This window comes from Alysiella sp., assembly GCF_030525755.1.
In the GTDB taxonomy this organism is placed as follows: domain Bacteria; phylum Pseudomonadota; class Gammaproteobacteria; order Burkholderiales; family Neisseriaceae; genus Simonsiella.
This window is the reverse complement of the sequence record NZ_JAUNEC010000002.1, coordinates 47445-72914: the sequence shown is the minus strand read 5'-3', so window position 1 is coordinate 72914 and position 25470 is coordinate 47445. Positions and strand designations below refer to the sequence as shown.

The following is a 25470-nucleotide window of genomic DNA, read 5'->3' as shown; positions in this document are numbered from 1 at the left end:
ATATGGATTAACCCTTGCTTTTAGCGTGTTCCTTATGGATTTTCGCTAAAAGTTGGCTTTCCTGTGGGAGTAAAGTGCGGTTTTCCAGTAAATCGGGTCGCCGCTCGAGTGTGCGCCGCAGCGATTGTTCCAATCGCCATTGCGCGATTAAGGCGTGATTCCCTGATTTAAGTACATCGGGTACAGCCATGCCTTGAAATTCTGCGGGGCGAGTGTAATGTGGGCAATCCAATAAGCCGTCAGCAAATGAGTCTTGTTGCGCGGATTGTATGTCGCCCAATACACCTGGTATGAAGCGTAATACTGCGTCCATGAGCATCATGGCGGGCAATTCGCCACCTGATACGACAAAATCACCAATGGCAATTTCCTCATCAACTGCGGTTTGCAAGATGCGTTCGTCCACACCTTCGTAACGACCACAAAGCAAAATTAGATTATCCAGTTGCGCCAGTTCCAAGACTTTGGCATGGTTTAAAGGTTTGCCTTGTGGACTTAAATAAACCACTTTTAGGCTGTCTGAAAGGCATTTTTGTTTGGCGACATCAATGGCTTTTGCCAATGGCTCTGCCATCATAATCATGCCTGGCCCGCCGCCAAATGGGCGGTCGTCAATATAACCAAGTTTGTTGTCGGCAAATTGGCGTGGATTAATGGCGTTAAATTGCCACAGTTTTTGCTTTTTGGCGCGCCCTGTTACACCGTGTTCAGTAATGCTGTGAAACATTTCAGGAAACAGGCTTATCGCTTGTATTAACATCAATAATCCAAGCCCCAATCGGCAGTAATGATGCGATTTTCGGTATCAACAGCATCTATGTAGTGCGACACAAAAGGTATCAGTCTTTCGTTATCGCCGCTTTTGACTACCAAAACATCGTGCGCACCTGTTTCCAGCAGTTTGACCACTTTACCTAGTAGAATATCATCGCGATTGCGAACTTGCATACCGATTAGGTCTGCCCAGTAATATTCATCGGTTTCGGTTTGAGCGAAACTTTCACGCGGCACTTCTATGACATAACCGCGTAATAGGGTGGCAGCATCGCGGTCGTTAATGTGGCTGAATTTGATTTGGAGTTCATCGCCAGCAATATGGGCATTTTCTACTTCCACCTGCTGAATGTGGCTGCCTTTAACCAAACGCCATTGTGGATAATCCAAAAGACCATCGGCGTATTCAGTAGAGGTTTGGATTTTAACCCAGCCTTTGATACCAAATGCGCCCTTGATGTGTCCCATTGCAATCCAGTTTTGCGTATCCATAGTGGATTAAGCAGCGACTTTTTGCTCTTTAACCAATTTAGCAACAGCATCGCTTAATTGCGCGCCTTGACCAACCCAATGGTTCAGACGATCAGCAGAGATGCGAACGCGTTCTTGTTTTTCGTTGGCAACAGGATTGTAAAAGCCGATGCGTTCAATGAAACGACCATCACGACGATTGCGGCTGTCGGCTGCAACGATATTGTAAAAAGGGCGTTTTTTAGAGCCGCCACGGGCTAAACGGATAACTACCATGTTTTCATTCCTTAAAATTAAAGGGCGCATGCGTGAATGCGTAATGTGTGAATATGGAAAATCGCGTATTTTAGTGCGTTTTTACCTGTTTGGGCAAGTGTTTATTTGTTTTTTGTTTCAGGCAGCTTAAAAAAAGCCATATGGACAGTTTTTCTGCTACGCACATCGGCATATAATGCGCTTTTTCTGACATTGTCAGGTTGCCTGAAAGGTAAAGTTGAGATGCGTCCTTTAATTTGTGAAATTCGTTTACATCATTTGCGCCATAATTATCAAACGCTGAAAAAGTTGCACGGTGGCAAACTTTTGGCTGTGGTTAAAGCCAATGCTTATGGACACGGTTCGGTACGGTGCGCGCAAGCTCTGCATGATTTGGCGGACGGTTTTGCGGTTGCGTGTTTGGAGGAGGCAATTGAGTTGCGTGAAAATGGTATCACGCGCCCGATTTTGTTGTTGGAGGGTGTGTTTCAGGCAGCCGAATACGATTTGGTAGACAAATTCAATCTTTGGACGGTGGTGCACAATCAAGGACAACTGGAAGCCTTGTTGGCGTACAACTGGCACAATCCCGTAACCGTTTGGCTGAAAATGGACAGCGGTATGCACCGTGCTGGCTTTTTTCCACACAATTATGCGGCGGCTTACACTGCTTTGAAACAAAGTCCGCAAGTTGCTGAAATTGTTAAAATGACACATTTTGCTTGCGCCGATGAAGCGGAACGGGGTATGACTGAAATGCAAATTGAGGCTTTTGATATTGCATGTCAGGATTTAGCAGGCGAGAGCAGTTTGGCAAATTCTGCTGCTTTAATTGCCTATCCCGAAGCGCGGCGTGAGTGGGGGCGTGCAGGCATCTCGCTTTATGGCATCAATCCTGTTGCTGTGCTTTCAGGCTGCCTGAAAAATGGTGAACAAGTGGCATTGAAACCCGTTATGCGCTTAACAAGCAGAATTTTTGCTGAACGTGTATTGCAGCCACATGAACCGATTGGTTATGGCGCAAAGTTTTATACCAAGCGTTCTACGCGAGTGGGCTTGGTGGCATGTGGTTATGCTGATGGCTATCCACGCCATGCACCCAATGATACACCAATTGCAGTAAATGGAGAGCGTACACGTTTGATTGGGCGCGTTTCTATGGATATGCTGACGGTGGATTTGCATGACAGTCATCATGGTGCAGACAGCGAAGTGGAGTTATTTGGTGATGTGGTGAGTGTGAACGAAGTGGCAACCGCAGCAGACACGATTGCTTATGAAATTTTGTGCAATATTAAACGTGCTAATCGAGTTTATGTTGATGATTAAATGGCGTTTACATTGGTTTAATTCATGATGTTTTTGGGGTATGGTCGTTGTGCAAGGTTGGTACGCCCAAAAACTTGCAAGTTCCCGTATTTTTAACCCTGTCAGGTAGAATACAGTTGCTACGCGGTATCTAATTTGAGAACTTGGTAGATATGAGACCCCCTACCCTAACAATATCGGTTGATTTAAATAAAATGGTTAAATTGTTTTATCCCAAATAAAAGGCTGCCTGAAACGTTTTCAGGCAGCCTTTGTTTAGTCTTCAATTATTTATTTTCCAACTTCGGAATCACCGAGCCTTCGCCCAATTGCACCAAACCCGTTTGTGCATAAACACCCAATTTATGACGTGTATCGGCAATGTCCAAATTGCGCATGGTCAGTTGTCCGATGCGGTCAAGTGGTGTGAATGCGGCATTTTCCACTTTTTCCATGCTCAATTTTTCGGGGGCGTAGCTCAAATTGGGGCTTTCGGTGTTCAGGATTGAGTAGTCGTTGCCGCGTCTCAATTCCAGCGTTACTTCGCCCGTAATGGCTTTTGCCACCCAACGTTGGGCGGTTTCGCGCAACATCAGGGCTTGGCTGTCAAACCAGCGTCCTTGATACAGCAATCTGCCCAAGCGTAAACCGTTGATGCGGTATTGTTCAATGGTGTCTTCGTTGTGAATGCCTGTGAGCAAGCGTTCGTAGGCGATGTGGAACAATGCCATTGCGGGGGCTTCGTAAATGCCGCGTGATTTGGCTTCAATGATGCGGTTTTCAATTTGGTCGCTCATGCCCAAGCCGTGTCGTCCACCGATTTTGTTGGCTTCCAAAAACAAATCTACTGGACTAGCAAATTCTGTGCCATTTAATGCCACGGGCACGCCTTCTTCAAAACGCACGGTTACGGTTTCGGCTTTGATGGCGACATTTTCGTCCCAAAACGCCACGCCCATAATGGGTTTGACGATTTTGATGCCTGTGTTCAAAAATTCCAAATCTTTGGCTTCGTGGGTTGCGCCCAACATATTGGAATCGGTGGAATAGGCTTTTTCTACTGACATTTTGTAGTCAAAACCGTTGGCAATCAAAAATTCGGACATTTCTTGGCGACCGCCCAATTCGTCAATGAATTGTTGGTCGAGCCATGGTTTGTAGATTTTCAATGCGGGGTTGGTGAGCAAGCCGTAGCGGTAGAAACGTTCAATGTCGTTGCCTTTGTAGGTTGAGCCATCGCCCCAAATGTGTACATCGTCTTGTTTCATGGCGGCAACCAACATGGTGCCTGTTACAGCGCGACCGAGTGGGGTGGTGTTGAAATAGGGCATACCGCCTGTGGAAACGTGAAACGCGCCGCTTTGAATGGCGGCAATGCCTTCGTGGGCAAGCTGGGCGCGGCAATCAATCAGGCGTGCGACTTCTGCGCCATATTGTTTGGCTTTTTCGGGAATGGCGTTGTAGTCGTCTTCGTCAGGCTGCCCTAAATTGGCGGTGTAGGCGTAGGGGTTTGCGCCTTTGAGTTTCATCCACAATAATGCGGCTGATGTGTCCAATCCGCCTGAAAAGGCGATGCCGACTTTTTGTCCTGTGGGGAGATTTTGTAAAATGGTGGCGTTGCTCATGTCAAATATCCTTTGAAAAATGACCCAAAATAAAAGCAGAATTATGGGTTAAATGCGTCACAGGGTAAAGGTTTCTTTTGTATGGTCACAGAATTAAATAAAGCAGGACACGGCGGACGTTGTCGCCTTGCCCTGCTTTATTTAATTCTGTGACTGTATTTGAGATGTTTTTCAGGCAGCCTAAAATGCATAATCAAAGGCTGCCTGAAAACTCATGACTTGGCTTCCAAATCGCTCAATTCACGTGCTTCGTTTGCCAACATAATGGGAATGCCATCGCGAATGGGAAACGCCAATTTAGCGGCTTTGCTCCACAATTCTTGCTTGTCGGCATGATAAGTAAGTGGCTGCTTGGTCAACGGGCAGACCAATAAATCAAGATATTTTTGTTCCATTATTTATTCGGCTTTCTCGGGGTGTTTTTCGTTTTTAGGGAAGATGATTATTTGCAATTCTTTTTGCCAGCGTGAATTGTGGCGCTGCATGGTGTCTTGTTGTGCTTTGATGAGTAAGGGCATGATGTTTTGCATGAATTCGGGCATCATGGCAGTGGTTTTTTGTCGAAATCCTTGACCTTGTGGGGTGCGGTAAAAAGCAGTAGCAGCTTTCACTTCTGCGGTAGTAAAGTGTTTTCGGGCTTGTTGTTGCCAGATATTTTTAACTTGGGACATGAAAGCGGCATCAAAGGTTTCTTTGAAAACCGTTTGACCCATGTCCAATTGCAGGGCGTGTAAGCGTTGTTTTTGTTCTGCATTTAAATTCTGGAGTTGTTCGGTGCTGATGTGTTGTTGCATCATCTCTACCATGCTGGTAGGCATGGTGTTTTTTAGCTCATCAAGCTGTTTTTCTATCTGCATCGCTTGATACAGGTGGTTTAATTGGGTGTCGCTGGGTGTCTGCGCTCGTGCAATTGGGATTAAATTAAGGGCAATCAGGGTTGCGGCAAGTATAGAGTATTTCATATTTTTTCTCCTAATTGAATGGTCGTTTCAAATACAAATCGTACATCGCTGCTAACGCCATTTATGCACTAGACGTACACGCGGGTGTTGTTGCTTTGTCAAACAATGATGATTTCAATTGTTTGATGACAAAATCGCTTAAATCTGGACTTATTATCGCATAAACAGGCAAAACCCACACGTTTTCAGGTGCAGGGCGTGGCAATTTGACGGCATCTTTTTCGGTAATAAACACATAATCGGCAGAAGGCAAATCGCGCACATCAATTTGGGCATGGTCGGGGAAAACACGTGTTTCGTGTAAGGTAAAACCCATTTCGTGCAGGCTGTTGAAAAAACGTTCGGGACGTGCAATCGCAGCAGCGGCAGCACAGCTTACACCATTTTTCAGGCTGCCTGAACATAAGGTTTCGGTAGGATTGTTGTAACGATAAGGCAAAGCGGTTTGTAAATTGCTGTAGAAAAAAGTGGGTAAGGTAGAAGAGCTTGCTTGTTGGGTTTGGTTTTTTGTCAGGCAGCCTGAAAGTTCGGCAAGCTGTGTACATAAAACCGCATTGCCATTGCTGACAACCACCGCATCGCATTCAGGCAGCCTGGATAAAGGTTCGCGCAAACTACCATTGGGTAACACGTCCAAATCATGTCGTCCCACATCTGCGGCAGGAAACACGCAAATTTCCACATCACGCGCCAAAGCATAGTGCTGCAAACCATCATCAGAAACAATCATTTGCAAATCAGGTTGTGCCGCCAATAAAGCCATGCCTGCTTCGTAGCGGCTGCGGGCAACGGCGGTAGGTGCATCGGTTTGACGAAACAACATCAAAGGTTCATCGCCTGCTTGGGCAGCGGTGCTGCCTGAATGCAAAACATGTGGCGTTTTTAGGCAGCGTCCATAGCCGCGACTGATGATGCCCACTTTGATGCCTTTATTTTGTAAGGATTGCACTAAAGCAGCAGTAATCGGTGTTTTACCCGTGCCACCCACATGAATGTTGCCCACCACAATCACAGGCACTGGCAGTTTTTGTGTGTTCAGGCTGCCTGAAACAAAACGCGCACGGCGGCGTGTAGCGATGCGGGCAAATAAGCGCGAAAATGGACGCAACAAACCGCGCCAAAAGGGTTTGGGGTTTTGCCAATGTCGTTCAAAAAACGTGTGTAAATGCATTTGGGGCTGCCTGAAAAAGGGGAATCAATGTGAAACGTTGGATTTGAGTGAACCCAAATAAATCGCCAACATGGTTAAAACCGCCCCCAACCATTGTATGCCACTGATGGGTTTATTTAAAAAAGCAAAGTCAATCAATAGTGCGGCAACGGGTTCAGAAAGCAGCAATAAACCCGTTAAACTTAAAGACAGAAGTGGAATGGAATAAGCAATCAAACCCCATGCAAAACATTGCATGACCGCACCATAAACCACAATCCAACCGAGTTGAGCCCAAGTTTGTGGGAACAGGTTGCCTGAATTAAACAGCAAAGATGGCACAATCAAAGCCGCCATACCACCCAAACTAATATAAAACATCAAAGGGAAAATCGGTGTCTGCGCGACTTGGTGGGTTTTGCGGACAAAAACCATAGACAAAGCCAGCATCATGCCCGAAATCAGTCCAGACACAAACCCCCATAAAGCATTACCATTGTGTCCAAATTCAGGACTGCCAATCAAAGCCACACCCACCACCGCCATGATTAAACTGATGATTTGCAGTTTCGAGAGTTTTTCTGCAAACCAAATCACGCCAATGGCAGAGAGCCAGAAAATCTGTAAGCTGTTTAATAAAGTGGAAATACCAGGTCCTACGGCATAAATGCTTTCATGCCACAAAGCCAAGTCAAAACCCAGAAATGCGCCTGCGATTAAGGCATTACGCTGCGCAGCACGATTTTTTGGGAATTTTTGCGCAAAAAAACGCGATAAACACACAAAAATAATGGCTGCCACAAACAAACGCCAAAAGGCAATCGCATACGCACCAACGGGAACATGTGCCACAATCACGCTGCCCATGCCAAAGACAATGCAGCCGATGACCAAGCCAATGGCAGCGGATTTTTCTGATTGTAAATTCATGAATGTTGTTCCTTCATCAAATGATGTGTTGGCATTGCGGTTTCAAGCAGCCTGCATCAGCCAATCAAAATTGGCAAATTATACGCGCAAATCATGGTGTTTTGCGGTTTCCTGTGCAGAGATGGTAACTTGACCAAATTGGGTTATTTGGTAAACAAACTGCCTGAATAAACCTACCATAATGTCAAGCTTGTGTTAAAATCCGACCAATTTCTGTTTAGATTTTTTGCCAATGCCGTTTTCAGGCAGCCTGAAAATGACATTATGGCGTGAAAGGCCGTTTATGAACATTACCATATTGGGAACGGGCGCATGGGGTACGGCATTGGGCATACATTTTGCCTTGCATGGACATCGTGTAAACATGTGGACACACAACGCTGAACACGCCCAAACCATGCAAACAAGCCGCTTAAATGAGCGTTATTTGGCTGGATTTAGGCTGCCTGAAAACCTGAATGTGTCTGCCGATTTGGCTTGTGCTTTACAAAATTGCGAACTGGTGTTGGTGGTAACGCCCGTTGTCGGTTTACGCGAAAGTATCATCAAAATTAAAGAATTGGGCGCAGGATATTTACCCATTCTTACCGCTTGCAAGGGGTTTGAATTGGACAGCGGCTTGCTCACTTTTGAAGTCGTGAAACAAGAGCTGCCTGAAAACGACAAAATCGGCGTATTATCAGGTCCCAGCTTCGCGCAAGAATTGGCGAAACAGCTGCCTTGCGCCGTGTGTTTGGCCTCCGAAAACGCCGCGTGGATTGACGATTTAACCCCAAAACTGAACACCCAAGTTATGCGTTTGTATGCCAACCATGACGTGATTGGCGTAGCAGTTGGTGGTGCAGTCAAAAATGTGATGGCGATTGCAACAGGTTTATCCGATGGTTTAGGCTATGGTTTGAACGCACGTGCGGCTTTGGTAACGCGCGGACTAGCTGAAATCACGCGTTTAGCGGTGGCAATGGGCGCACAGCCCAAAACCTTGATGGGCTTGGCGGGCATGGGCGATTTGATTTTAACCTGTACAGGTGCATTGTCGCGCAACCGCAAAGTGGGCTTGGGCTTGGCAGAAGGCAAAACGCTGCATCAAGTTTTATGCGAAATCGGACACGTTGCCGAAGGTGTACCAACCATTGAAGAAGTCCACAACGCCGCTGCCAAACATCAAATTGATATGCCGATTACCGATATGCTCTATCAACTGGTTCGCAATGAATTGGCAGCAAGCGATGTCATGGAACGCCTGATGCAACGCGAACCCAAAAGCGAGTAAACAGAATGGACAATAAAATTAATCCGTCATTGGAACAATTAGAAAGCCGAGTGCGTGGCTTAGTAGATAAAATCAATAAATTACGTGCCGATAATCACCGTCTGCGCGATGAATTAGCATTGAGTAAGCAAGATTTATTCAAACAGAGTCAAGAATTAGAAAAAGCCTTAAATCGTCCTGCACCAACTGTTCATCAAAGTGAATTGGAAAAAACGCTCGCGCATCAACAGCAGGAAATTCAGCTGCTTGAAAAAGAACGTTTGAATTTGCGCGACCAGATTGCTTTTTTACACAATACCATTCAGAACAAAGACAAAGACTGGCGTGAAAAAAACGAAGCTGTACGCACCGAATGGGAAAGCAAAGTTGTAGATGCCGAGCAGCAAATGGCAGCAGCGCAAGAGCGCATCAGTAGTTTGGAATTGAAATTACAAGTTTTGCAAACCGATGTAGAGCAAACCACCTCTTTGTTTAATGATGCCAAAAAACGTGCAGAAGATGCAGAAAATCAGTTGACAGCACAGCTTGCTTCTACGATGGAACTGGAAACAAAGTTGGCAAATGCATTACAGGATTTAAGCCAACAAAAAACCGAAACAGAACAAAAAATTGCCGAGCAACAAAGTCATTTGACAGAACAACAATCACAATTTGAAGCAAAACTGGCGCAAGAAACCGAGCGTTTTCGTATTGAATATGCCATGTTAGGCAAACAGCATGAACAAAGTCTAAATGATTTAACTCAGGCCATGAATGTGCAGAAAGAACGTTTGCGTGAAGAAACGGCAGTTGTGCAGCAGCAAGTAGTCAAATTACAAGCACAAAATCGTGCGTACCGCGCATTATTGGAACAAAATGCCGAAAATATTCGTGTTTTATTAGCGCGTTTACCTGTGCCAGAACATGAAAAGGAAAAGGGTGAAGCATGAGCATTGAACAAATTAGTGTAGAAATATTGGGTCGCCAATTTACGATTGGTACACCCGAAAGTGAACGCGCAACTTTACTCAAAGCGGTTGAATTACTGAACCAAAAAATTCAAGCCATTCAAAACGCAGGTTTGAATATGGAATCAGAAAAAGTGGCAATTATGGCTGCCTTAAACTTAACGCATGATTTATTAAAAACAGCCGATAAAAACAAAACTATTACGCCATTGCCAAATGAAGCGGAGCAACGTAAAATAACCGAATTGCTAGAACTTTGCGATAAAACCTTAAAAGTTGGCTAACTGTCTAAATTCCCTGCGATGCATGTGAAGGCATACATTTCCTTGAACCAATAAGTTTGCTTCGGTTGTCGGGAGCTGTGGTGGGCGCGAGCAATCCCTTTGTCGGAATGCACCCGAAGCCACCCGAGATGACCACCTTGTTAACAAGGTTCAAGCGGATTCAGCTGGAACGGCATTCGCGGGGTTCAGTGTGAAACCACCCATATTATTGGGTGGTTTTCTTTTTAGACCACCTGAAAATGACAATAAACAGACAATAGAACGCAGAATAAACACACAAGTCAAGTAAAGCATTGACAGTCTGCCTGAAAGTGCCTAAAATCATCGGTTTCTATTCGTAATCTAAATTGGACTTATCTCATGAAAACCTTTTCAGCGAAACCGCACGAAGTGCAACGCGAATGGTTTGTGATTGACGCAACCGATAAAGTATTGGGTCGCATTGCAGCCGAAGTTGCCAGCCGTTTGCGTGGCAAACACAAACCTGAATACACCCCACACGTTGATACAGGCGACTACATCATCGTGATTAACGCCGACAAATTGCGCGTAACAGGCAACAAAAACGAAGGCAAAATTTACTATCGCCACTCTGGTTATGCAGGTGGTTTGTACCAACGCACTTTCCGCGAAATGCAAGAGCAATTCCCAGGTCGCGCATTGGAAAAAGCCGTAAAAGGCATGTTGCCAAAAGGTCCTTTGGGTTACGCCATGATTAAAAAATTGAAAGTGTATGCAGGTGCCGAACACCAACACGCAGCACAACAACCCAAAGTTTTGGAATTGAAATAATTGTAAGGACACAAATAAATGAACGGTAAATATTACTACGGTACAGGTCGCCGCAAAAGCTCTGTGGCTCGTGTGTTCTTGCAAAAAGGCACAGGTCAAATCATCGTAAATGGTCGCCCTGTTGATGAATTTTTCGCGCGTGAAACCAGCCGCATGGTGGTACGCCAACCTTTGGCTTTGACCGAAAACTTGGAAGCGTTTGACATCAAAGTAAACGTAACAGGCGGTGGCGAAACAGGTCAATCTGGCGCAATTCGTCATGGCATTACTCGCGCTTTGATTGACTACGATGCCACTTTGAAAGCATCTTTGTCTGCTGCTGGTTTTGTTACTCGTGATGCACGTGAAGTTGAGCGTAAGAAAGCTGGTTTGCGTAAAGCACGTCGCGCGAAACAATTCTCTAAACGTTAATATGTGTTTTATAAAACGCCCCAATTTAATTTGGGGCGTTTTATTTTATTGCACGTTATAATCAATTTTTGAAAAAAAGATTACATTACTTATGGTCATTTAAGATGAACGCAAACAAGATGGCTAACAACGTAACGTCCACTATGTACGAGAAGTGCATCAGGACATTGGAACGCTGTACCGCTTGTATTTTGGACGACTATAAAAGACAATGTGGCATTGTTACTCTATTTCAGGCAGCTTGAAATAGAGTAAAATATCTTTTTTCTTTACATAGATCGTTTGAAATTAATACGGATAAGGCAACAGTAACTGACGTGTACATCTCGCACATAAGGAGCTGGTATGCTGTATTTATTTTTAATTTCAAACGGTCACAAAATAGGCAATTTGCTTTGATGTTTTAAATATAGACAGGAAAATTTATGCAATCTACCGCATTACCGATTGAAGCCAAAGACATTCAAAAACTCATTCCACACCGTTACCCATTTATGTTGTTAGACAGAATTACCGCATTTGAAAGCGGTAAAAGTTTAACCGCTATTAAAAACATCAGCATGAATGAACCACAGTTTCAAGGACATTTCCCTGATTTTCCTGTGATGCCCGGCGTGTTGATTATTGAAGCGATGGCACAAGCTTGTGGCGCATTGGCTATTTTAACCGAAGGGGGTCGCAACCCTGATGAAATCTATTTTTTTGCGGGCATTGACAATGCGCGTTTTAAACGCCAAGTGATACCAGGCGATCGTTTGCAATTTGAGATTGAATTGTTGCAAAGTAAACGTGGCATTGGCAAATTCAAAGCCCTTGCAACGGTTGATGGAGAATTGGCGGTAGAAGCAGAAATCATGTGTGCCAAACGCAAGGTGCAAGCCTGATTTTCAGGCAGCCTTAAAATCAATGGGCTGCCTGAAACATCTCTTTAACTAAGCATAATTAATGCATCTTTAATTATTTTCAGGCAGCCTGAAAGGAAATCCCCATGACTTTAATCCATCCCACCGCCATCATAGACCCCAAAGCCGAATTGGACAGCAGCGTCAAAGTAGGCGCGTATTCCACTATCGGTGCAAACGTGCAAATTGGCGCAAACACCGAAATTGGCGCACACGTTGTGGTTGAAGGACACACGCAAATTGGCGAAAACAATAAAATTTTCCAGTTTGCCAGCTTGGGCGCACAGCCACAAGACAAAAAATATCGCGATGAACCCACGCGCCTGATTATCGGCAACAGCAATACCATACGCGAATTTACCACCTTCAACACAGGCACGGTAACGGGCATAGGCGAAACACGCTTGGGCGATGACAACTGGATAATGGCATACTGTCATTTGGCACACGATTGTGTGGTGGGCAACCACACGATTTTTGCGAACAATGCGAGTTTGGCGGGACACGTTGAAATTGGCGATTATGTAGTATTGGGGGGGTACACGTTGGTGTTTCAATTTTGCCGCATAGGGGCGTATGCAATGACGGCATTTGCGGCAGGGGTACATAAAGATGTGCCGCCGTATTTTATGGCATCGGGTTATCGTGCCGAGCCTGCAGGTTTGAACAGCGAAGGTATGCGCCGCAATGGTTTTACTGCCGAGCAAATTGCGAATGTGAAAAACGCCTACAAAGACATTTACTTGCGTGATTTGTCGCTGGACGAAGCCAAAAAACTGATTGACCAACAAGCCATGCAACACAGCGAATTGCAAATTTTGCGCAACTTTTTGACCGATTCCAAACGTGGGATTATTCGTTAAATATTATCTACATTACTGAAAATAAAGGAATAATACTTTTCAGACAGCATGAAAACAGAAAGGGAAAATGATGCGTTTCATCATGAATATTTTATGGTTTGTACTGGGCGGCTTTTTCATGGCTTTGGGTTGGTGGCTGGCTGGTATCATCATGGCAATTACCATTATTGGTTTACCGTGGGCGCGAGCGTGTTTTGTGATGGGACAATTTGCCCTGTGGCCTTTTGGACGTGAAGCAGTAGACAGAAGATTGCTTACAGGTCAGAAAGACATTGGAACGGGTGCATTGGGTTTATTGGGTAATGTGATTTGGTTTATTTTTGCGGGTATTTGGTTGGCAATTGGTCATCTTTCTTCGGCATTGGCTTGTTTCATAACCATTATTGGCATTCCGTTTGGCATACAACACATTAAATTGGCGATGATTGCGCTGGCACCGATTGGCAAGGCGATTGTGGAAAAACCTTGATAAAACTGGTATTCTTGCGTTTCTTTCTCATTTAAACATTGATTTTGTCTTTTTCAGGCAGCCTGAAAAGCAAGTCATCACATGATATAGGTAACATTTTTGTCTTTAATTCAAACTATTATTGCTTTTTTGGTGGCAATTTTACTTTTGGTTAGTCTACATGAGTTGGGGCATTTGATTGTTGCGCGTTTGTGCGGCATCAAAGTGCTGCGTTTTTCAGTTGGCTTTGGCAAACCGTTTTTGAATAAAACTTGGCGTAATATTGAATGGTGTCTCGCGCCCATTCCATTGGGTGGCTACGTTAAAATGGTGGACACACGAGAAGGCAATGTTGATGAAGCCGATTTACCTTATGCGTTTGATAAACAACATCCACTCAAACGCATCGCCGTAGTTGCCGCAGGTCCATTGACCAATTTGGTATTGGCAGTTTTACTGTATGCATTCAGTTTTGGTGTGGGCGGTGTCAGCGAATTGCGTCCTTATGTGGGTACGGTTTATCCACAAACCATTGCTCAAAAAGCAGGTTTTCAGGCAGGCGATAAAATTTTAACGGTGAATGGTAGGGTTGTAGATAATTTTGCCAATGCCCAAACGCAAATGATTTTGGATTTGGAAGCAGGTCCAATCAATGTGCTAGTGCAAACAGTTGATGGGCAGCAAGCAAAACGCGTTATTGATGCAGCAGGTACACCAGAAGCAGAAGCCATTGCCAAACGCCATTTAGGTTTAGGCATGAGTCCTTATCGCCAAACTGAACATATTGGCATGGTGGTAAAGGGAAAGCCTGCCGAAAAAGCGGGTCTACAAGCAGGTGATAAAATCATTGCCATTAACGGTATAACCACGCCAACTTGGGATGCATGGACGAAAATAGTACGCGAAAATGCGGGACGCAATTTACACATCACTTATTTGCGTAATGGCAAGGAAATGCACACACATATGCTGCCTGAAAGCCGAGAATCGCCTGATAAAAGCAAAATTGTGGGTTATGTGGGTTTGTCGCCAGCAAGCGATGAAATATGGACAAAACACGTTCGGCAACATTTCTACCCTACTTTGGGCGAAGCAGTACAATTGGGTTGGGATAAAATGGTTGGGTACACCGTTTTAACCACGGAATTTTTTGGTAAATTGGTAACAGGACAGGCCTCGTTGAGCCACATTTCAGGTCCTGTTACGATTGCTGATGTAGCAGGACAAACCGCACGCATCGGCTGGCAACCGTATGTGGAATTTCTCGCGTTGGTCAGCATCAGCTTGGGTGTCATGAATCTATTGCCTATTCCCGTATTGGACGGCGGACATTTGGTTTACTATACGATAGAATGGATACGTGGCAAACCATTAAGCAACCGCGTGCAAGAATGGGGCTTGCGTTTCGGGGTATCCGTGATGCTTGCCATGATGATTTTGGCTTTCTTTAACGACATTACGCGTTTATTTGGATAACACCATGAAATTAAAAAAAATCACTTTCAGCATACTAACTTTGGGTTTAACCTTAAACACACCAGTTTGGGCTGCTGATTTTGCCATTGGTTCGGTTCGCATTGAAGGCGAACAACACACTTCCGAGACCACTGTGCGTTCCTTAATGCCAGTTAAAGAAGGCGACCATTTTACAGACGCAGTTGGCGAAAACATCATTCGCAGTTTGCATGCCAGTGGTTTTTATGAGAACGTCCTGCTGGAACAAAATGGTGATATGTTGATTGTTACCGTGCAAGAGCGACCGATTATCAGCGATTTAACCATTACAGGTGCAAAAGTTTTGACCAATGATGCAATTTTGAAGCAAATGTCTGCCATGCGTGGAACAATTGGTCATAATGACAATGATTTAATTGGTGGCAAACGTGCAGAAATCAGCTACGATGAAAAACTGCGCCAATTTGATGCCACTACTGAACAGCGCGCAACAGAAGCTCTAGCAAGTACAGGTTTGGCAAAAGGCGATTTTTTTAATCAAGAAATCTTGGTACGTGCCTTACGTGCTCTAGATGGCGCATACAAAGAACAAGGGAAGCACAATGTGGTCATTACCCCCGAAGTTCAGCAACTGTCGCGCAATCGCGTTGCCATTACCATTAAAGTGGAAGAAGGTGAAACCACCAAAGTCAGAAAAATTGATTTTGAAGGCAATCAAGTTTTTTCGGATTCACGATTGCGCCGTCAAATTAATTTAACAGATGGTGGTTTATTTGCGTGGTTGACCAAAAGCGATGTGTTCTCATGGGAGAAATTTGGGCAAGATAAAGCTCGCTTAGAAACATTTTACCGTGAGCACGGTTATTATGATTTCCGTGTTGATTATGATGATGTACAACGTCAATTTAATGAAAATAAAGACCGAGAAGAAGTTACCATCAAAGTTTACGAAGGTGAAAAGTACCATTGGGGCAAAATGAATATATCAGGCGACCACAAAGAAGTCCCCTTATCCGATTTGCAAAAATTGATGAGTAAACTCAAAACAGGCAAGCTCAGCGATTACGATGCTTTACAAAACGTATTAATGCAAATGCGTTTCAAACTTCAATCTGCGGGCTATGCCCATGCACAAGTAAGTGCCGAAACCACACGCCGCGTTGATGACAAAGGTCGTCATATTTTAGATGTTACCGCGCTATTAGCACCTGGCAATCGTGTGGCGGTTCGCACCATTGCCATTAGTGGCAACACCAAAACCCGTGATGAAGTGATTCGCCGTGAATTACGTCAAATGGAAGCCGCCCAATACGACCAATCCAAGATAGACCGCTCCATTGGACGTTTGCGCCAACTTGGCTACTTTGAAGACGTGGAAATCCAAGCCGCCACTGTTCCCGAAGATGAGCAGCAAATGGATTTGGCAGTTAAAGTGAAAGAACGCAATACAGGCAGTCTAAATGCTTCTGTGGGTTGGTCTCAAGACGATGGTTTGGTATTGGCAGGTAGCGTAGCACAAGACAATTTATTTGGTACAGGCAAATCCACCGCTTTAAGCATCTCGCGCAGTAAAGTACGCCAAAATGCCAATCTTTCTTTTACCGACCCCTATTTTACCCCCGATGGTGTCAGCATGACATACAGTTTACACGGCTCCAAATACGCACCGTATAAACTGTCAAGCAACTCACGCAATTATGGCATGAACCGTTATGGTTTTAGTACCATTATGGGCATACCATTCACCGAATACGACCGCGTGAATTTTGGTTTAGGTGTGGAACATATCGGTGTCAAACTATTGAGCAATCCACCATATCGTTATCAGCGTTTTGTAGATGAAAATGGCAGTCGCAATTGGATTTATAAGGGCATGGTTAGCTGGTATCGCAATACCACCGATGATGCCTACTGGCCCACACAAGGTTATCAAGCCAATGTAACAGGCGAAGTGGCTTTGCCAGGAAGTGGTATTCAGTACTATCAATTTGGTCATCAGCAAACATGGTATTTCCCACTCAGTCGCAATTTCACGTTAATGCTCAATGGGCAACTGGGATACAGCGGCAAATACGGCAAAACCAAAGAAGTGCCTTTCATGTTTAACCAAACAGGAGGCGGTTTAGGTTCTGTACGCGGTTTTGAAAGTGGGTCATTGGGACCCAAAGTATATGATGTGGATGTAGATGGTTCACGCAGTACAGAAAGCTATGGTGGTGCATATGCAGTTAATGTGAATGCTGAATTGCTGTTCCCATTTCCAGGCATTAAAGACAGTCGCAGCGTGCGTTTAAGCCTGTTTGCCGATGCAGGTAGTGTATGGGACGGTAAAACCTACACCCCCAGCAATTACAGCAGAAGCAATCCCCACGGTTCAAGTGGTTACTACCGAAGCAACCACAAATCCACTTTCAGCAATGAACTGCGCTATTCAGCAGGCGCGGCTTTAACATGGATTTCCCCAATGGGTCCCATCAAACTCAGTTACGCTTATCCACTGAAAAAGAAAGACACCGACTTAATTCAACGTTTCCAATTTCAATTGGGTACAATATTCTAAAACCAAGAGGCTGCCTGAAAACCATATAGGCAGTCCAATAAACAAAGGAAAAACATCATGAACACCATATTACGCAAAACCCTAGCCCTGCTGCTCGTTTCAGGCAGCCTTGTTGCACATGCACAAGACGCACAAAAATTCGGTTACGTTAATCCCGTGCGTGTGTACACCGAAACCCAAAAAGCCAAAAGCATAGAAGCCAGTTTACAAAAAGAATTTGGCGCACAACAGAAAAAACTTGCCCAATTACAAACACAAGGCATCAAACTGCAAGAACAATTACAATCAGGCAAATTAACAGGTGACAAAGCCAAAGAAACCGAAGCCAAATTGGTAGACATCAGTCGCCAATACCGTGTTGCTGCCGCGCAACTTGCCGAAGAATACAACTTGCGCCGCAATGAAGAATTTGCTGCCTTACAAAACAATGCCAACCACGTCATCAAAAACATTGCCGAGCAAGAAAAATACGATTTAATTGTGCAAGAAGCCGTGTTTGTCAGTGGCAAATATGACATTACCGACCGCGTTATCCGTTTATTGGACAACATGAAATAAACGCTTGATGAGACAAACTTTTCAGGCAGCCTTAAATGACACAGGCTGCCTGAAACTTTTTTATTTTTGATTGATTGAATTTGAGAAAAAACCATGTCAGCAGAATTATTAGCACACGTTCAAAAACGCCGCACTTTTGCGATTATTTCCCACCCCGACGCGGGCAAAACCACCTTAACCGAAAAATTGCTGCTGTTTTCAGGCGCGATTCAGAGCGCAGGCACGGTAAAAGGCAAAAAAACAGGCAAATTCGCCACTTCCGACTGGATGGAAATTGAGCAACAGCGCGGCATTTCCGTTGCGTCCAGCGTCATGCAATTTGAATACAAAGACCACACCGTCAATCTGCTGGACACCCCTGGACACCAAGACTTTTCCGAAGACACCTACCGCGTACTCACGGCGGTGGACAGCGCACTCATGGTGATTGACGCGGCAAAAGGCGTGGAGGCGCAAACCATTAAATTATTGAATGTTTGTCGCATGCGCAACACGCCCATCGTTACCTTCATGAACAAATACGACCGCGAAGTGCGCGACAGCTTGGAATTGCTGGACGAAGTGGAAAACATTTTGAAAATCCGTTGTGCGCCCGTAACTTGGCCCATCGGCATGGGCAAAAATTTCAAGGGCGTGTACCACATTTTGAACGATGAAATTTACCTGTTTGAAGCAGGTGGCGAAAAATTGCCCCACGAATTTGACATCATCAAAGGCATAGACAATCCCGAGTTGGATAAAAAATTCCCTATGGAAATTCAACAACTTCGTGATGAGATTGAGTTGGTGCAAGCCGCGTCCAACGAGTTTGACTTGGGCGAATTTCTTTCAGGCAGCCTGACCCCTGTGTTTTTCGGTTCAGCGATTAACAATTTTGGCGTGCAAGAAATCCTTAACTCATTGATTGATTGGGCACCCGCGCCCAAACCACGCCATGCCACCGTGCGCGATGTGCAACCCGAAGAGCCGAAATTTTCAGGATTTATCTTTAAAATTCAAGCCAATATGGACCCCAAACACCGCGACCGCATTGCCTTTTTGCGCGTGTGTTCGGGCAAATTTGAACGCGGCATGAAAATCAAACACTTACGCATCAACCGCGAGATTTCAGCCAGCAGCGTGGTAACGTTTATGTCGCACGAACGCGAGTTGGCGGAAGAAGCCTATGCAGGCGACATCATCGGCATTCCCAATCACGGCAACATTCAGATTGGCGACAGTTTTTCCGAAGGCGAAATGTTGGCGTTTACGGGCATTCCGTTTTTCGCGCCCGAATTGTTCCGCAGCGTCCGCATTAAAAATCCGCTTAAAATGAAACAGTTGCAAAAAGGTTTGCAACAGTTGGGCGAAGAAGGCGCGGTGCAGGTGTTCAAACCGCATTCGGGCGCGGATTTGATTTTGGGCGCGGTGGGCGTGTTGCAATTTGAGGTGGTAACGGCACGATTGGCGGCAGAATATGGCGTGGAAGCGGTGTTTGACAATGTGTCGGTGTGGTCGGCGCGTTGGGTGTCGTGTGATGACAAGAAAAAATTGGCGGAATTTGAAAAAGCCAATGCCGCCAATTTGGCGACAGACGCGGGCGGCAATTTGGCGTATCTCGCGCCCAATCGCGTGAATTTGAATTTGACCCAAGAGCGTTGGAAAGACATTGTGTTCCACGAAACGCGCGAGCATTCGGTTAATTTGAATGATTGATTTTTTCAGGCTGCCTTTCATTACCCTACAATTTTTTGTTTGCCACTCACCTATTCCCTCTCCTTTGGGAGAGGGTTAGGGAGAGGGGAAACTGGCGATGCTCAACGATTTTTCCCTCTCCCCAGCCCTCTCCCAAAGGAGAGGGAGCAGATGGTGGTATCTTAACGATTGTGGGCAATGTTTTATTTTTGTAGGGTAACAAAAGGCAGCCTGAAATCCCAAACCCCATTAATTTTAGGAAAAAAACATGCCCCAAACCATACGCCAATTTACCGTTGATGCCTTTACCAATCAAATATTTAAGGGCAATCCTGCGGCGGTGTGTTTATTGGATAATTGGCTGGACGACCGCATTTTGTTGCATATCGCCCAAGAAAACAATTTGTCCGAAACCGCCTTTATTGTGCCGCAAGGCGATGAATTTTTATTGCGCTATTTCACGCCCAAAGCGGAAATTGATTTGTGTGGACACGCCACGCTTGCCAGCGCGTTTGTGTTGCATCACATTTTGGCTAATCCGCCTGAAAATGTGGTTTTCCATACCCAAGCTGGCAAATTAAGCGTGCAAAAACAAGATGATTTGTTTTTAATGGACTTTCCTGTATTTGAGTTGCAAAAGCTGGAAAATGTGGCACAAATTGGCGCGATTTTGGGCGTGATGCCCCAAGAAGTGTATTTGGGACGTGATTTATTGTGCGTTTTTGATGATGAAAATGTGGTCAAAAATTACCAAGCAGACCATGCCAAAATCGCACAATTAGACGGACTTTTGTGTCATTTTACCGCCAAAAGCACGCAATTTGACTGCATTTCACGTTCATTTGCACCCAAATTGGGGATTGGCGAAGACCCTGTGTGTGGCAGTGGGCATTGCCATATTTTGCCGTATTGGGCAAAGGTGTTGGGCAAAAATCGCTTAATCGGCTATCAAGCCAGCGCAAGAAGTGGCATTTTGCATGGCGAAATCAAAGGCGAACGCATGATTTTGGGTGGGCAAGCGGTGTTGTTTGCCAAATCGGAAATTTATGTGAACGTGTGATTTTCAGGCTGCCTGAACGCCATTTTGATGATGAAATTCAATCCATTAAAAAGGAAAAACCATGTTTCGCCATCATGTTTTTGGGAACGACCGCATGCTATTGTGTGTGTTTCTGCTTTGTTTGTTGGGTTTTTTCTGGTTGGGCAAAGCATGGGATATGGCTTTGTTGTTGTATTTACAGGTTTTTGATGTGCCAAGTCATGCCACAACATGGTTGTGGGACGGTTTGTGGTTTGCCATTTGGAGCGTGGCTTTGTGGTGGGTGGTACGCAAATTGTGTCAAATTAAATTGTGGCGTTACGACCCCAATTCGCGTCAATTGATTTTGGGGCAATGGCACATCAACACATGGCATGATTTGGAAATTCATCATATCAATCAATTTGTTGGCATTAAAGCGGAGGCTATTTATTCGGCGCACACCGCACAATATGGGCGCATGATTTTGTTGCACCAAGATGGCGTGAGCGAAACGGAAATTAACCGCATTTTCCCCAATCAAGGGGGCAGCCTGAATCTCCAATCTGAATATCAAAAAATCTCAAAAATCATGCAGTTGCCGATGTTGGGTTTAAGCCACATTGACCACGCGGCACAAGGCGAACGCGCTGCTTACCCCACGCATTTTCGGGCAGCCGCAGCACAAACCGCGCTGGCAGCCCACGTTCAATGCCCCAGTAATGGCATATTGATTTTGCGTGGCATTTGGGCAACGGTGTGGGCGGCGATGGGCGGTGGTTTGTTTTATGCGGCTTTTGGGCTGGCTGAAAATGGGTTTTTGGTGTTGCTTTGGGCAATATTGGGCTGGGCTTTTACGGCTTATGCTTGGTCGGGGGGCTATGCGACTTGGAAAATGTATCAATATAATCAATTAGATAAAATTTTTCCCCAAAAAGATGTGCCACAAATTCATCGCCATTTGGTGCGGCAATCGGCTGAATTTGCGCTGTTTTCACGCAAAAAGTTGTTGATGAACACCGTTTTGCTGGTGTTGGTTGGTGCATTGATTTTATTGCTAAATGTGTTTGGGTCGTCTGGCGAATCGGTTTTTTCGGGTATGCTGTTGGTGTTGCTGATTGTTTCTGCTTTGGTGGACATTTGGCGCAATGCGTTTTTGTCGCGCAAATTGACGTTTGACGCGCCCACCAACCGTTTGACCTACCACAAAATGAACCCTTTTCTGCGTTGGCTGCCTGAAAAAACGCAAGCGATTGATGAATTTATCGGCATATCGTGGGAAGTGAACAATGAAATTTGGTTGATTGGTGTTGCAGGCAGCCACGATGTGTTTTTGGGCAAAAGCGATTCGGCAGAAAAAATCATCAACCAAATCCACCAAAAAACAGGCTTGCCCATTGTGAAACGTGTGCGTTAATGAAGTTTCAGGCAGCCTGAAATCCAAAAAACAAAGGAAAATCAACATGAAACTCTACCAATTTTATTTGGGCATACAAATGCCACACGCCAATTTGGAAATGCACGATGTGCAATTTGCCGTTGCGCCCACGCCCCAAGCGGCTTTTGCCGATTTGAAACGCATTTGGGCGCACACCAATGCGCGTTTGCACATAGACGGTTGGTGCGAAATCAACTGGGTGGCTGGCTACGATATTGTCTTGCAAAATCAAGCCCATGAATTGCCTGAAAAATTGTTTTTTGTGAATGTGGGGGCGTATCAAGATGGCGATTTGGCGGAATTGCACGCCTTTGATTTGTTTGTGGCAAGCGATGAGCAAGACGCGAAACGCCAAGCCCTTGCCACGCTGTTGCCGCACGCCAATCAGCAGCACAAAGACAATTTGAAAGATGTGGACAATATTTTGCAGCTCAATCAATTTCACGATTGGTTTGTCCATTTGCGCCCCAATCCACAGGGTGAAGCAAAAGCGATTGAATTTCAAGGTTATTTACCGATTTAATATCACAAAAACAGTAAAAATAAACAGGAGAAATCAAATTGACATTAAAACAAAAAATGCTTAATTGGCTTGATGTGATTGTTTTAACGATGATTTTCTTTGGCACCGCAATTTATGGTTCTATGGTGGATTTTTTTGCGTTATCTGAAGCCAATCAAGTTGCCCCAGCAGATTTGAGTTTTGGCGCAAGCGAAAACTGGTCGGGCATTTTTATGGAATTGGGGTCATTATTGGTGGCATTTTTGTATTTACAATATCGCCATTTTGATTTTAAGCAGTTGAATTTCAATGCCAATAAATGGACTTTGCCCAAAATCGCCTTATACATTTTATTGGCAGGTTCGGTGGCTACGGCTTATGAAATCGCACAACAAGCCCTGTTGCCGCATTGGTATCCTGCCGATGACAGCGCACATTATTCTGCCACAGACCACATGAATCAATGGTCTTTATCCTTGTTTTTATTTGCATTATTAAATGGTTTTTACGAAGAATTGTTTTTCATCGGCTTGCTGGTTTTGGTGGAAAAAAAGCATTTGTTGTGGGTAGTGCTGTTCAGTTTGGTGGTGCGATTCGCATTTCATACTTATCAAGGGCTGGCTGGGGCAATGGTTGTTACCACTTTGGGCGTGGTGTTTTTGTTGTTGCGCTGGAAATCTGATGAATTGTTGCCGTTTATGTTGGCGCATTCGTTTTTTGATGTGTTTGGATTGGGCTTGCCTTTGTATTTACTGGAGTGATTTTTTTCAGGTTGCCTTACAATACACGACAATTTATAGCTTGATTTTTTGCTGTGTATTGACAGTTTTGTAGGGTGTGTACCACGCACCCTACATTTTCAGTTGGGTTTTCAATTCCACCTAAAAAGGTTTTCATGCTGTCCGAAACCGATTAACTATTTGAAAATTATGGAAAAAATAATTTAAATTCATTTAATGACCGAAGCCGATATTCCGCAAACTTTTGAATTGATGAAGCAACTGGCAATTTTTGAGCATTATATTGATGTGTTTGTGATTACACCCGAAATCGTTAAAGAAAAAGCCATTAATCAACCAGACTTTTATTGTTTGGTTGTGGACGATAAAGAATCAGGCAATATTGCTTTTGGTTTTGCGATTAAAAAAGGTAATGTGGACTTAAAAGCCAAATTGGATAAAGGTTTAACGGCAATTAAAGCCAATGGTACTTACCAAGCCATTATGAAAAATGGCATCAACAGTAATAATGAAACGTTTGAAAAACTCGGTTTGTAGGGAAAGATTTCATAATGGCAATATTAATGTGTACAAGCGCAATGAAATTCCATTGCGCTTCTTATTTGTTTTTTTAGGCTGAAATAACAATCACAATACACCAGAACGAAGCAGTTTATCCGCTTGGGCTAAACGTTCAGGTGTACCCACGTCTAACCAAATTCCCGTGTGGATTTCGCCATAAACCTGTTCGGCTTGCATGGCTTGACGCAACAAGGGAGCAAGTTTGGCAACTTGATGAGCTGGTGTGTTGACAAATAATTCAGGGCGATAAATGCCTACACCACTAAATGTTAACATTGTGGTATCGGGCATATTGTGGGCATGAACTTTGCCTGTGTTTCCCAAAGTGAAATCGCCATTAGGATTGTGTGGTGGATTGGGAACGAGCCACAAATATGCCAATTGGTTTTCAGGCAGCATGGCGGCGCGTTGGCAGGCTGCCTGAAAACCAATATTGCTTAAAATGTCGCCGTTGATGACCAAAAACGGCTTATCGCCCAATAAAGGTAAGGCGGTGGCAATGCCACCTGCAGTTTCCAAGCCTTGTTCTCCTTCGCGTGAATAAGCGATGTTCACACCATAAGCAGCACCATTCCCCAATTCGGTTTCAATTTTGTGTCCCAACCAAGCGTGGTTGATGATGATTTCGGTAATACCAGCTGCTTTAAGTCGGCGTAAGTGCCAGCCGATTAGGGGCTCATCGCCTGCACGTAATAGGGGTTTGGGCGTGTGGTCAGTTAGTGGTCGCATTCTTTCACCGCGACCTGCTGCAAGAATCATGGCTTTCATGGGTTTCCCTTTTAATGTAGGCTGTCTGAAAAGGGACAATGTGTGTTTCAGTCATCTGATTTGTGGTTTTCAGGCAGCCTTTGTGTGTGGTGTAATGGTATTTTTCAAATGAATTGCCACAATAATTGCACAACAATAATGCTCATAATGGCAGCGATGATGTCGTCCAACATAATACCCAAACCGCCTTTGATGCGGTGGTCAAACCAACGAATGGGAGGAGGTTTAACAGCATCAAAAAAACGGAAAGTGATGAATGCGGTGAGCCACCAAGTTAAACCTTGTGGCACACACGCCAAAACCACCATAATGGCAACAATCTCATCCCACACAATACCACCGTAGTCATGTACACCCAAAGCGCGTTCAGTGATGTTGCAAATCCAGATGCCAATGAAAAACAACAGTATGGACATTAACAGTAAACTGGCTTTACTCATGCCCATACCCAGTAATAAAGCGGCAAGGAATACTCCTGCCAATGTGCCAATTGTACCAGGTGCTTTTGGGGATAAACCCGTACCAAAGCCAAAGCCCAGTAAACGAATGGGGTCTTGCAATAGCCAAGTGAATGTAGGGCGAAAAGTGGGAGATGTTTGGGACATGGGTATCTTTCTGTTAATACAATGCTGGTTCAGATGGACGGAGCTGTTTAATGTGTGGATATGGGTTTGTCTTTGCATATGCTTTGATTTTGATGTTGCAGCTTTGCATTGATTACAAAGATTTTTTTACAGGCTACATTTTAACTTAAATCATGTTCTCTTACTTATCGTATCAATATGATTGGCGCAACACCAT

General features: G+C 44.6%; 28 protein-coding genes and 1 other RNA gene. 19 read left to right on the top strand and 10 right to left on the bottom strand.

Annotation, left to right across the window (positions count from 1 at the left end; genetic code table 11):
• Positions 1–7: 7 nt before the first annotated feature.
• From trmD to rpsP, 3 genes are read right to left on the bottom strand one after another with little or no spacing between them, the layout of a single operon-like run.
• Positions 8–760, bottom strand: coding sequence for a tRNA (guanosine(37)-N1)-methyltransferase TrmD (gene trmD, locus Q4B82_RS01075; RefSeq protein WP_303064588.1), 753 nt, complete (start codon positions 758–760; stop codon positions 8–10).
• The gene (gene rimM, locus Q4B82_RS01070) at positions 760–1266 is read right to left on the bottom strand and encodes a ribosome maturation factor RimM (protein WP_303064587.1); all 507 of its coding nucleotides are present in this window, start codon (positions 1264–1266) and stop codon (positions 760–762) included. The genes trmD and rimM overlap by 1 nt, the downstream gene beginning before the upstream one ends.
• Positions 1267–1272: 6 nt before the next feature.
• Positions 1273–1521: a 30S ribosomal protein S16 gene (gene rpsP / locus Q4B82_RS01065; RefSeq protein ID WP_303064586.1), complete on the bottom strand. Its 249-nt coding sequence runs from the start codon at positions 1519–1521 to the stop codon at positions 1273–1275.
• Between the two features lie 222 nt (positions 1522–1743).
• On the opposite strand from rpsP, the gene alr reads away from it, so the two are divergent.
• A complete protein-coding gene (alr, locus tag Q4B82_RS01060; RefSeq protein ID WP_303064585.1) occupies positions 1744–2829 on the top strand; it encodes an alanine racemase in 1086 nt (361 codons plus the stop codon).
• Positions 2830–3095: 266 nt separating this feature from the next.
• Here the strand turns inward: alr and argG are convergent, their stop codons facing one another.
• From argG to Q4B82_RS01035, 5 genes are all read right to left on the bottom strand, one after another.
• Positions 3096–4433: an argininosuccinate synthase gene (gene argG, locus Q4B82_RS01055; protein WP_303064584.1), complete on the bottom strand. Its 1338-nt coding sequence runs from the start codon at positions 4431–4433 to the stop codon at positions 3096–3098.
• A 212-nt stretch (positions 4434–4645) separates the two neighbouring features.
• Positions 4646–4828 carry a Trm112 family protein gene (locus Q4B82_RS01050; protein WP_303064583.1) on the bottom strand — a complete coding sequence of 61 codons (183 nt, stop codon included), beginning with the start codon at positions 4826–4828 and terminating at the stop codon, positions 4646–4648.
• A gap of 3 nt (positions 4829–4831) precedes the next feature.
• Positions 4832–5395, bottom strand: coding sequence for a DUF2059 domain-containing protein (locus Q4B82_RS01045; RefSeq protein ID WP_303064582.1), 564 nt, complete (start codon positions 5393–5395; stop codon positions 4832–4834).
• A 61-nt stretch (positions 5396–5456) separates the two neighbouring features.
• Positions 5457–6566 (bottom strand): tetraacyldisaccharide 4'-kinase, encoded by a 1110-nt coding sequence (lpxK, locus tag Q4B82_RS01040; RefSeq protein ID WP_303064581.1) that lies wholly within the window; start codon positions 6564–6566, stop codon positions 5457–5459.
• A 24-nt stretch (positions 6567–6590) separates the two neighbouring features.
• A complete protein-coding gene (locus Q4B82_RS01035) occupies positions 6591–7475 on the bottom strand; it encodes a DMT family transporter (protein WP_303064580.1) in 885 nt (294 codons plus the stop codon).
• 283 nt (positions 7476–7758) lie between these two features.
• On the opposite strand from Q4B82_RS01035, the gene Q4B82_RS01030 reads away from it, so the two are divergent.
• From Q4B82_RS01030 to Q4B82_RS00945, 18 genes are all read left to right on the top strand, one after another.
• Positions 7759–8748 carry an NAD(P)H-dependent glycerol-3-phosphate dehydrogenase gene (locus tag Q4B82_RS01030; protein WP_303064579.1) on the top strand — a complete coding sequence of 330 codons (990 nt, stop codon included), beginning with the start codon at positions 7759–7761 and terminating at the stop codon, positions 8746–8748.
• 5 nt (positions 8749–8753) lie between these two features.
• On the top strand, positions 8754–9677 hold the full coding sequence (locus Q4B82_RS01025) for a hypothetical protein (RefSeq protein WP_303064578.1): 924 nt from the start codon (positions 8754–8756) through the stop codon (positions 9675–9677).
• Positions 9674–9979: a cell division protein ZapA gene (locus tag Q4B82_RS01020; protein WP_303064577.1), complete on the top strand. Its 306-nt coding sequence runs from the start codon at positions 9674–9676 to the stop codon at positions 9977–9979. The genes Q4B82_RS01025 and Q4B82_RS01020 overlap by 4 nt, the downstream gene beginning before the upstream one ends.
• Before the next feature lie 7 nt (positions 9980–9986).
• A non-coding RNA gene (ssrS, locus tag Q4B82_RS01015) (6S RNA) lies at positions 9987–10167 on the top strand.
• Positions 10168–10339: 172 nt separating this feature from the next.
• The gene (rplM, locus tag Q4B82_RS01010; protein ID WP_303064576.1) at positions 10340–10771 is read left to right on the top strand and encodes a 50S ribosomal protein L13; all 432 of its coding nucleotides are present in this window, start codon (positions 10340–10342) and stop codon (positions 10769–10771) included.
• Between the two features lie 18 nt (positions 10772–10789).
• Entirely contained in the window at positions 10790–11182 is a 393-nt protein-coding gene (gene rpsI, locus Q4B82_RS01005) for a 30S ribosomal protein S9 (protein ID WP_303064575.1), read from the top strand.
• A gap of 425 nt (positions 11183–11607) precedes the next feature.
• Positions 11608–12066, top strand: coding sequence for a 3-hydroxyacyl-ACP dehydratase FabZ (gene fabZ, locus Q4B82_RS01000; protein WP_303064574.1), 459 nt, complete (start codon positions 11608–11610; stop codon positions 12064–12066).
• A 104-nt stretch (positions 12067–12170) separates the two neighbouring features.
• Positions 12171–12947: an acyl-ACP--UDP-N-acetylglucosamine O-acyltransferase gene (gene lpxA / locus Q4B82_RS00995; protein WP_303064573.1), complete on the top strand. Its 777-nt coding sequence runs from the start codon at positions 12171–12173 to the stop codon at positions 12945–12947.
• Positions 12948–13017: 70 nt separating this feature from the next.
• Positions 13018–13416, top strand: a complete 399-nt coding sequence (locus tag Q4B82_RS00990; protein ID WP_303064572.1) for a YccF domain-containing protein — start codon at positions 13018–13020, stop codon at positions 13414–13416.
• A 108-nt stretch (positions 13417–13524) separates the two neighbouring features.
• Entirely contained in the window at positions 13525–14871 is a 1347-nt protein-coding gene (gene rseP, locus Q4B82_RS00985; protein ID WP_303064618.1) for an RIP metalloprotease RseP, read from the top strand.
• Positions 14872–14875: 4 nt separating this feature from the next.
• Positions 14876–17410, top strand: coding sequence for an outer membrane protein assembly factor BamA (gene bamA, locus Q4B82_RS00980; protein WP_303064571.1), 2535 nt, complete (start codon positions 14876–14878; stop codon positions 17408–17410).
• Between the two features lie 57 nt (positions 17411–17467).
• The gene (locus Q4B82_RS00975) at positions 17468–17968 is read left to right on the top strand and encodes an OmpH family outer membrane protein (RefSeq protein ID WP_303064570.1); all 501 of its coding nucleotides are present in this window, start codon (positions 17468–17470) and stop codon (positions 17966–17968) included.
• 93 nt (positions 17969–18061) lie between these two features.
• Positions 18062–19663, top strand: a complete 1602-nt coding sequence (locus Q4B82_RS00970) for a peptide chain release factor 3 (RefSeq protein ID WP_303064569.1) — start codon at positions 18062–18064, stop codon at positions 19661–19663.
• Positions 19664–19910: 247 nt separating this feature from the next.
• Positions 19911–20702 (top strand): PhzF family phenazine biosynthesis protein, encoded by a 792-nt coding sequence (locus Q4B82_RS00965; RefSeq protein WP_303064568.1) that lies wholly within the window; start codon positions 19911–19913, stop codon positions 20700–20702.
• A gap of 61 nt (positions 20703–20763) precedes the next feature.
• Positions 20764–22077: a hypothetical protein gene (locus tag Q4B82_RS00960; protein ID WP_303064567.1), complete on the top strand. Its 1314-nt coding sequence runs from the start codon at positions 20764–20766 to the stop codon at positions 22075–22077.
• A 46-nt stretch (positions 22078–22123) separates the two neighbouring features.
• Positions 22124–22621 carry a DUF1543 domain-containing protein gene (locus Q4B82_RS00955; RefSeq protein ID WP_303064566.1) on the top strand — a complete coding sequence of 166 codons (498 nt, stop codon included), beginning with the start codon at positions 22124–22126 and terminating at the stop codon, positions 22619–22621.
• 38 nt (positions 22622–22659) lie between these two features.
• On the top strand, positions 22660–23361 hold the full coding sequence (locus tag Q4B82_RS00950) for a CPBP family intramembrane glutamic endopeptidase (protein ID WP_303064565.1): 702 nt from the start codon (positions 22660–22662) through the stop codon (positions 23359–23361).
• A gap of 195 nt (positions 23362–23556) precedes the next feature.
• Positions 23557–23877 carry a transporter substrate-binding domain-containing protein gene (locus Q4B82_RS00945; RefSeq protein WP_303064564.1) on the top strand — a complete coding sequence of 107 codons (321 nt, stop codon included), beginning with the start codon at positions 23557–23559 and terminating at the stop codon, positions 23875–23877.
• Positions 23878–23967: 90 nt separating this feature from the next.
• On the opposite strand, the gene murU is transcribed toward Q4B82_RS00945, so the two are convergent.
• Together murU and Q4B82_RS00935 are read right to left on the bottom strand one after the other, a co-directional pair.
• The gene (gene murU / locus Q4B82_RS00940) at positions 23968–24669 is read right to left on the bottom strand and encodes an N-acetylmuramate alpha-1-phosphate uridylyltransferase MurU (RefSeq protein ID WP_303064563.1); all 702 of its coding nucleotides are present in this window, start codon (positions 24667–24669) and stop codon (positions 23968–23970) included.
• A 104-nt stretch (positions 24670–24773) separates the two neighbouring features.
• A complete protein-coding gene (locus Q4B82_RS00935) occupies positions 24774–25274 on the bottom strand; it encodes a phosphatidylglycerophosphatase A (RefSeq protein ID WP_303064562.1) in 501 nt (166 codons plus the stop codon).
• Between the last annotated feature and the right edge of the window lie 196 nt (positions 25275–25470).

Excerpts from the sequence above, each read along its gene's own strand:
- Q4B82_RS01050 (WP_303064583.1), bottom strand. The coding sequence starts at position 4,828 with ATGGAACAAAAATATCTTGATTTATTGGTCTGCCCGTTGACCAAGCAG.
- Q4B82_RS00965 (WP_303064568.1), top strand. The coding sequence starts at position 19,911 with ATGCCCCAAACCATACGCCAATTTACCGTTGATGCCTTTACCAATCAA.
- rplM (WP_303064576.1), top strand. The coding sequence starts at position 10,340 with ATGAAAACCTTTTCAGCGAAACCGCACGAAGTGCAACGCGAATGGTTT.
- Q4B82_RS01025 (WP_303064578.1), top strand. The coding sequence starts at position 8,754 with ATGGACAATAAAATTAATCCGTCATTGGAACAATTAGAAAGCCGAGTG.
- rimM (WP_303064587.1), bottom strand. The coding sequence starts at position 1,266 with ATGGATACGCAAAACTGGATTGCAATGGGACACATCAAGGGCGCATTT.
- Q4B82_RS01020 (WP_303064577.1), top strand. The coding sequence starts at position 9,674 with ATGAGCATTGAACAAATTAGTGTAGAAATATTGGGTCGCCAATTTACG.
- argG (WP_303064584.1), bottom strand. The coding sequence starts at position 4,433 with ATGAGCAACGCCACCATTTTACAAAATCTCCCCACAGGACAAAAAGTC.
- Q4B82_RS00960 (WP_303064567.1), top strand. The coding sequence starts at position 20,764 with ATGTTTCGCCATCATGTTTTTGGGAACGACCGCATGCTATTGTGTGTG.
- lpxA (WP_303064573.1), top strand. The coding sequence starts at position 12,171 with ATGACTTTAATCCATCCCACCGCCATCATAGACCCCAAAGCCGAATTG.
- Q4B82_RS01035 (WP_303064580.1), bottom strand. The coding sequence starts at position 7,475 with ATGAATTTACAATCAGAAAAATCCGCTGCCATTGGCTTGGTCATCGGC.
- Q4B82_RS00990 (WP_303064572.1), top strand. The coding sequence starts at position 13,018 with ATGCGTTTCATCATGAATATTTTATGGTTTGTACTGGGCGGCTTTTTC.
- trmD (WP_303064588.1), bottom strand. The coding sequence starts at position 760 with ATGTTAATACAAGCGATAAGCCTGTTTCCTGAAATGTTTCACAGCATT.
- Q4B82_RS00945 (WP_303064564.1), top strand. The coding sequence starts at position 23,557 with ATGACCGAAGCCGATATTCCGCAAACTTTTGAATTGATGAAGCAACTG.
- rpsP (WP_303064586.1), bottom strand. The coding sequence starts at position 1,521 with ATGGTAGTTATCCGTTTAGCCCGTGGCGGCTCTAAAAAACGCCCTTTT.
- murU (WP_303064563.1), bottom strand. The coding sequence starts at position 24,669 with ATGAAAGCCATGATTCTTGCAGCAGGTCGCGGTGAAAGAATGCGACCA.
- bamA (WP_303064571.1), top strand. The coding sequence starts at position 14,876 with ATGAAATTAAAAAAAATCACTTTCAGCATACTAACTTTGGGTTTAACC.
- rpsI (WP_303064575.1), top strand. The coding sequence starts at position 10,790 with ATGAACGGTAAATATTACTACGGTACAGGTCGCCGCAAAAGCTCTGTG.
- Q4B82_RS00955 (WP_303064566.1), top strand. The coding sequence starts at position 22,124 with ATGAAACTCTACCAATTTTATTTGGGCATACAAATGCCACACGCCAAT.
- Q4B82_RS01030 (WP_303064579.1), top strand. The coding sequence starts at position 7,759 with ATGAACATTACCATATTGGGAACGGGCGCATGGGGTACGGCATTGGGC.
- Q4B82_RS00975 (WP_303064570.1), top strand. The coding sequence starts at position 17,468 with ATGAACACCATATTACGCAAAACCCTAGCCCTGCTGCTCGTTTCAGGC.
- Q4B82_RS00970 (WP_303064569.1), top strand. The coding sequence starts at position 18,062 with ATGTCAGCAGAATTATTAGCACACGTTCAAAAACGCCGCACTTTTGCG.
- alr (WP_303064585.1), top strand. The coding sequence starts at position 1,744 with ATGCGTCCTTTAATTTGTGAAATTCGTTTACATCATTTGCGCCATAAT.
- fabZ (WP_303064574.1), top strand. The coding sequence starts at position 11,608 with ATGCAATCTACCGCATTACCGATTGAAGCCAAAGACATTCAAAAACTC.
- Q4B82_RS00935 (WP_303064562.1), bottom strand. The coding sequence starts at position 25,274 with ATGTCCCAAACATCTCCCACTTTTCGCCCTACATTCACTTGGCTATTG.
- lpxK (WP_303064581.1), bottom strand. The coding sequence starts at position 6,566 with ATGCATTTACACACGTTTTTTGAACGACATTGGCAAAACCCCAAACCC.
- Q4B82_RS01045 (WP_303064582.1), bottom strand. The coding sequence starts at position 5,395 with ATGAAATACTCTATACTTGCCGCAACCCTGATTGCCCTTAATTTAATC.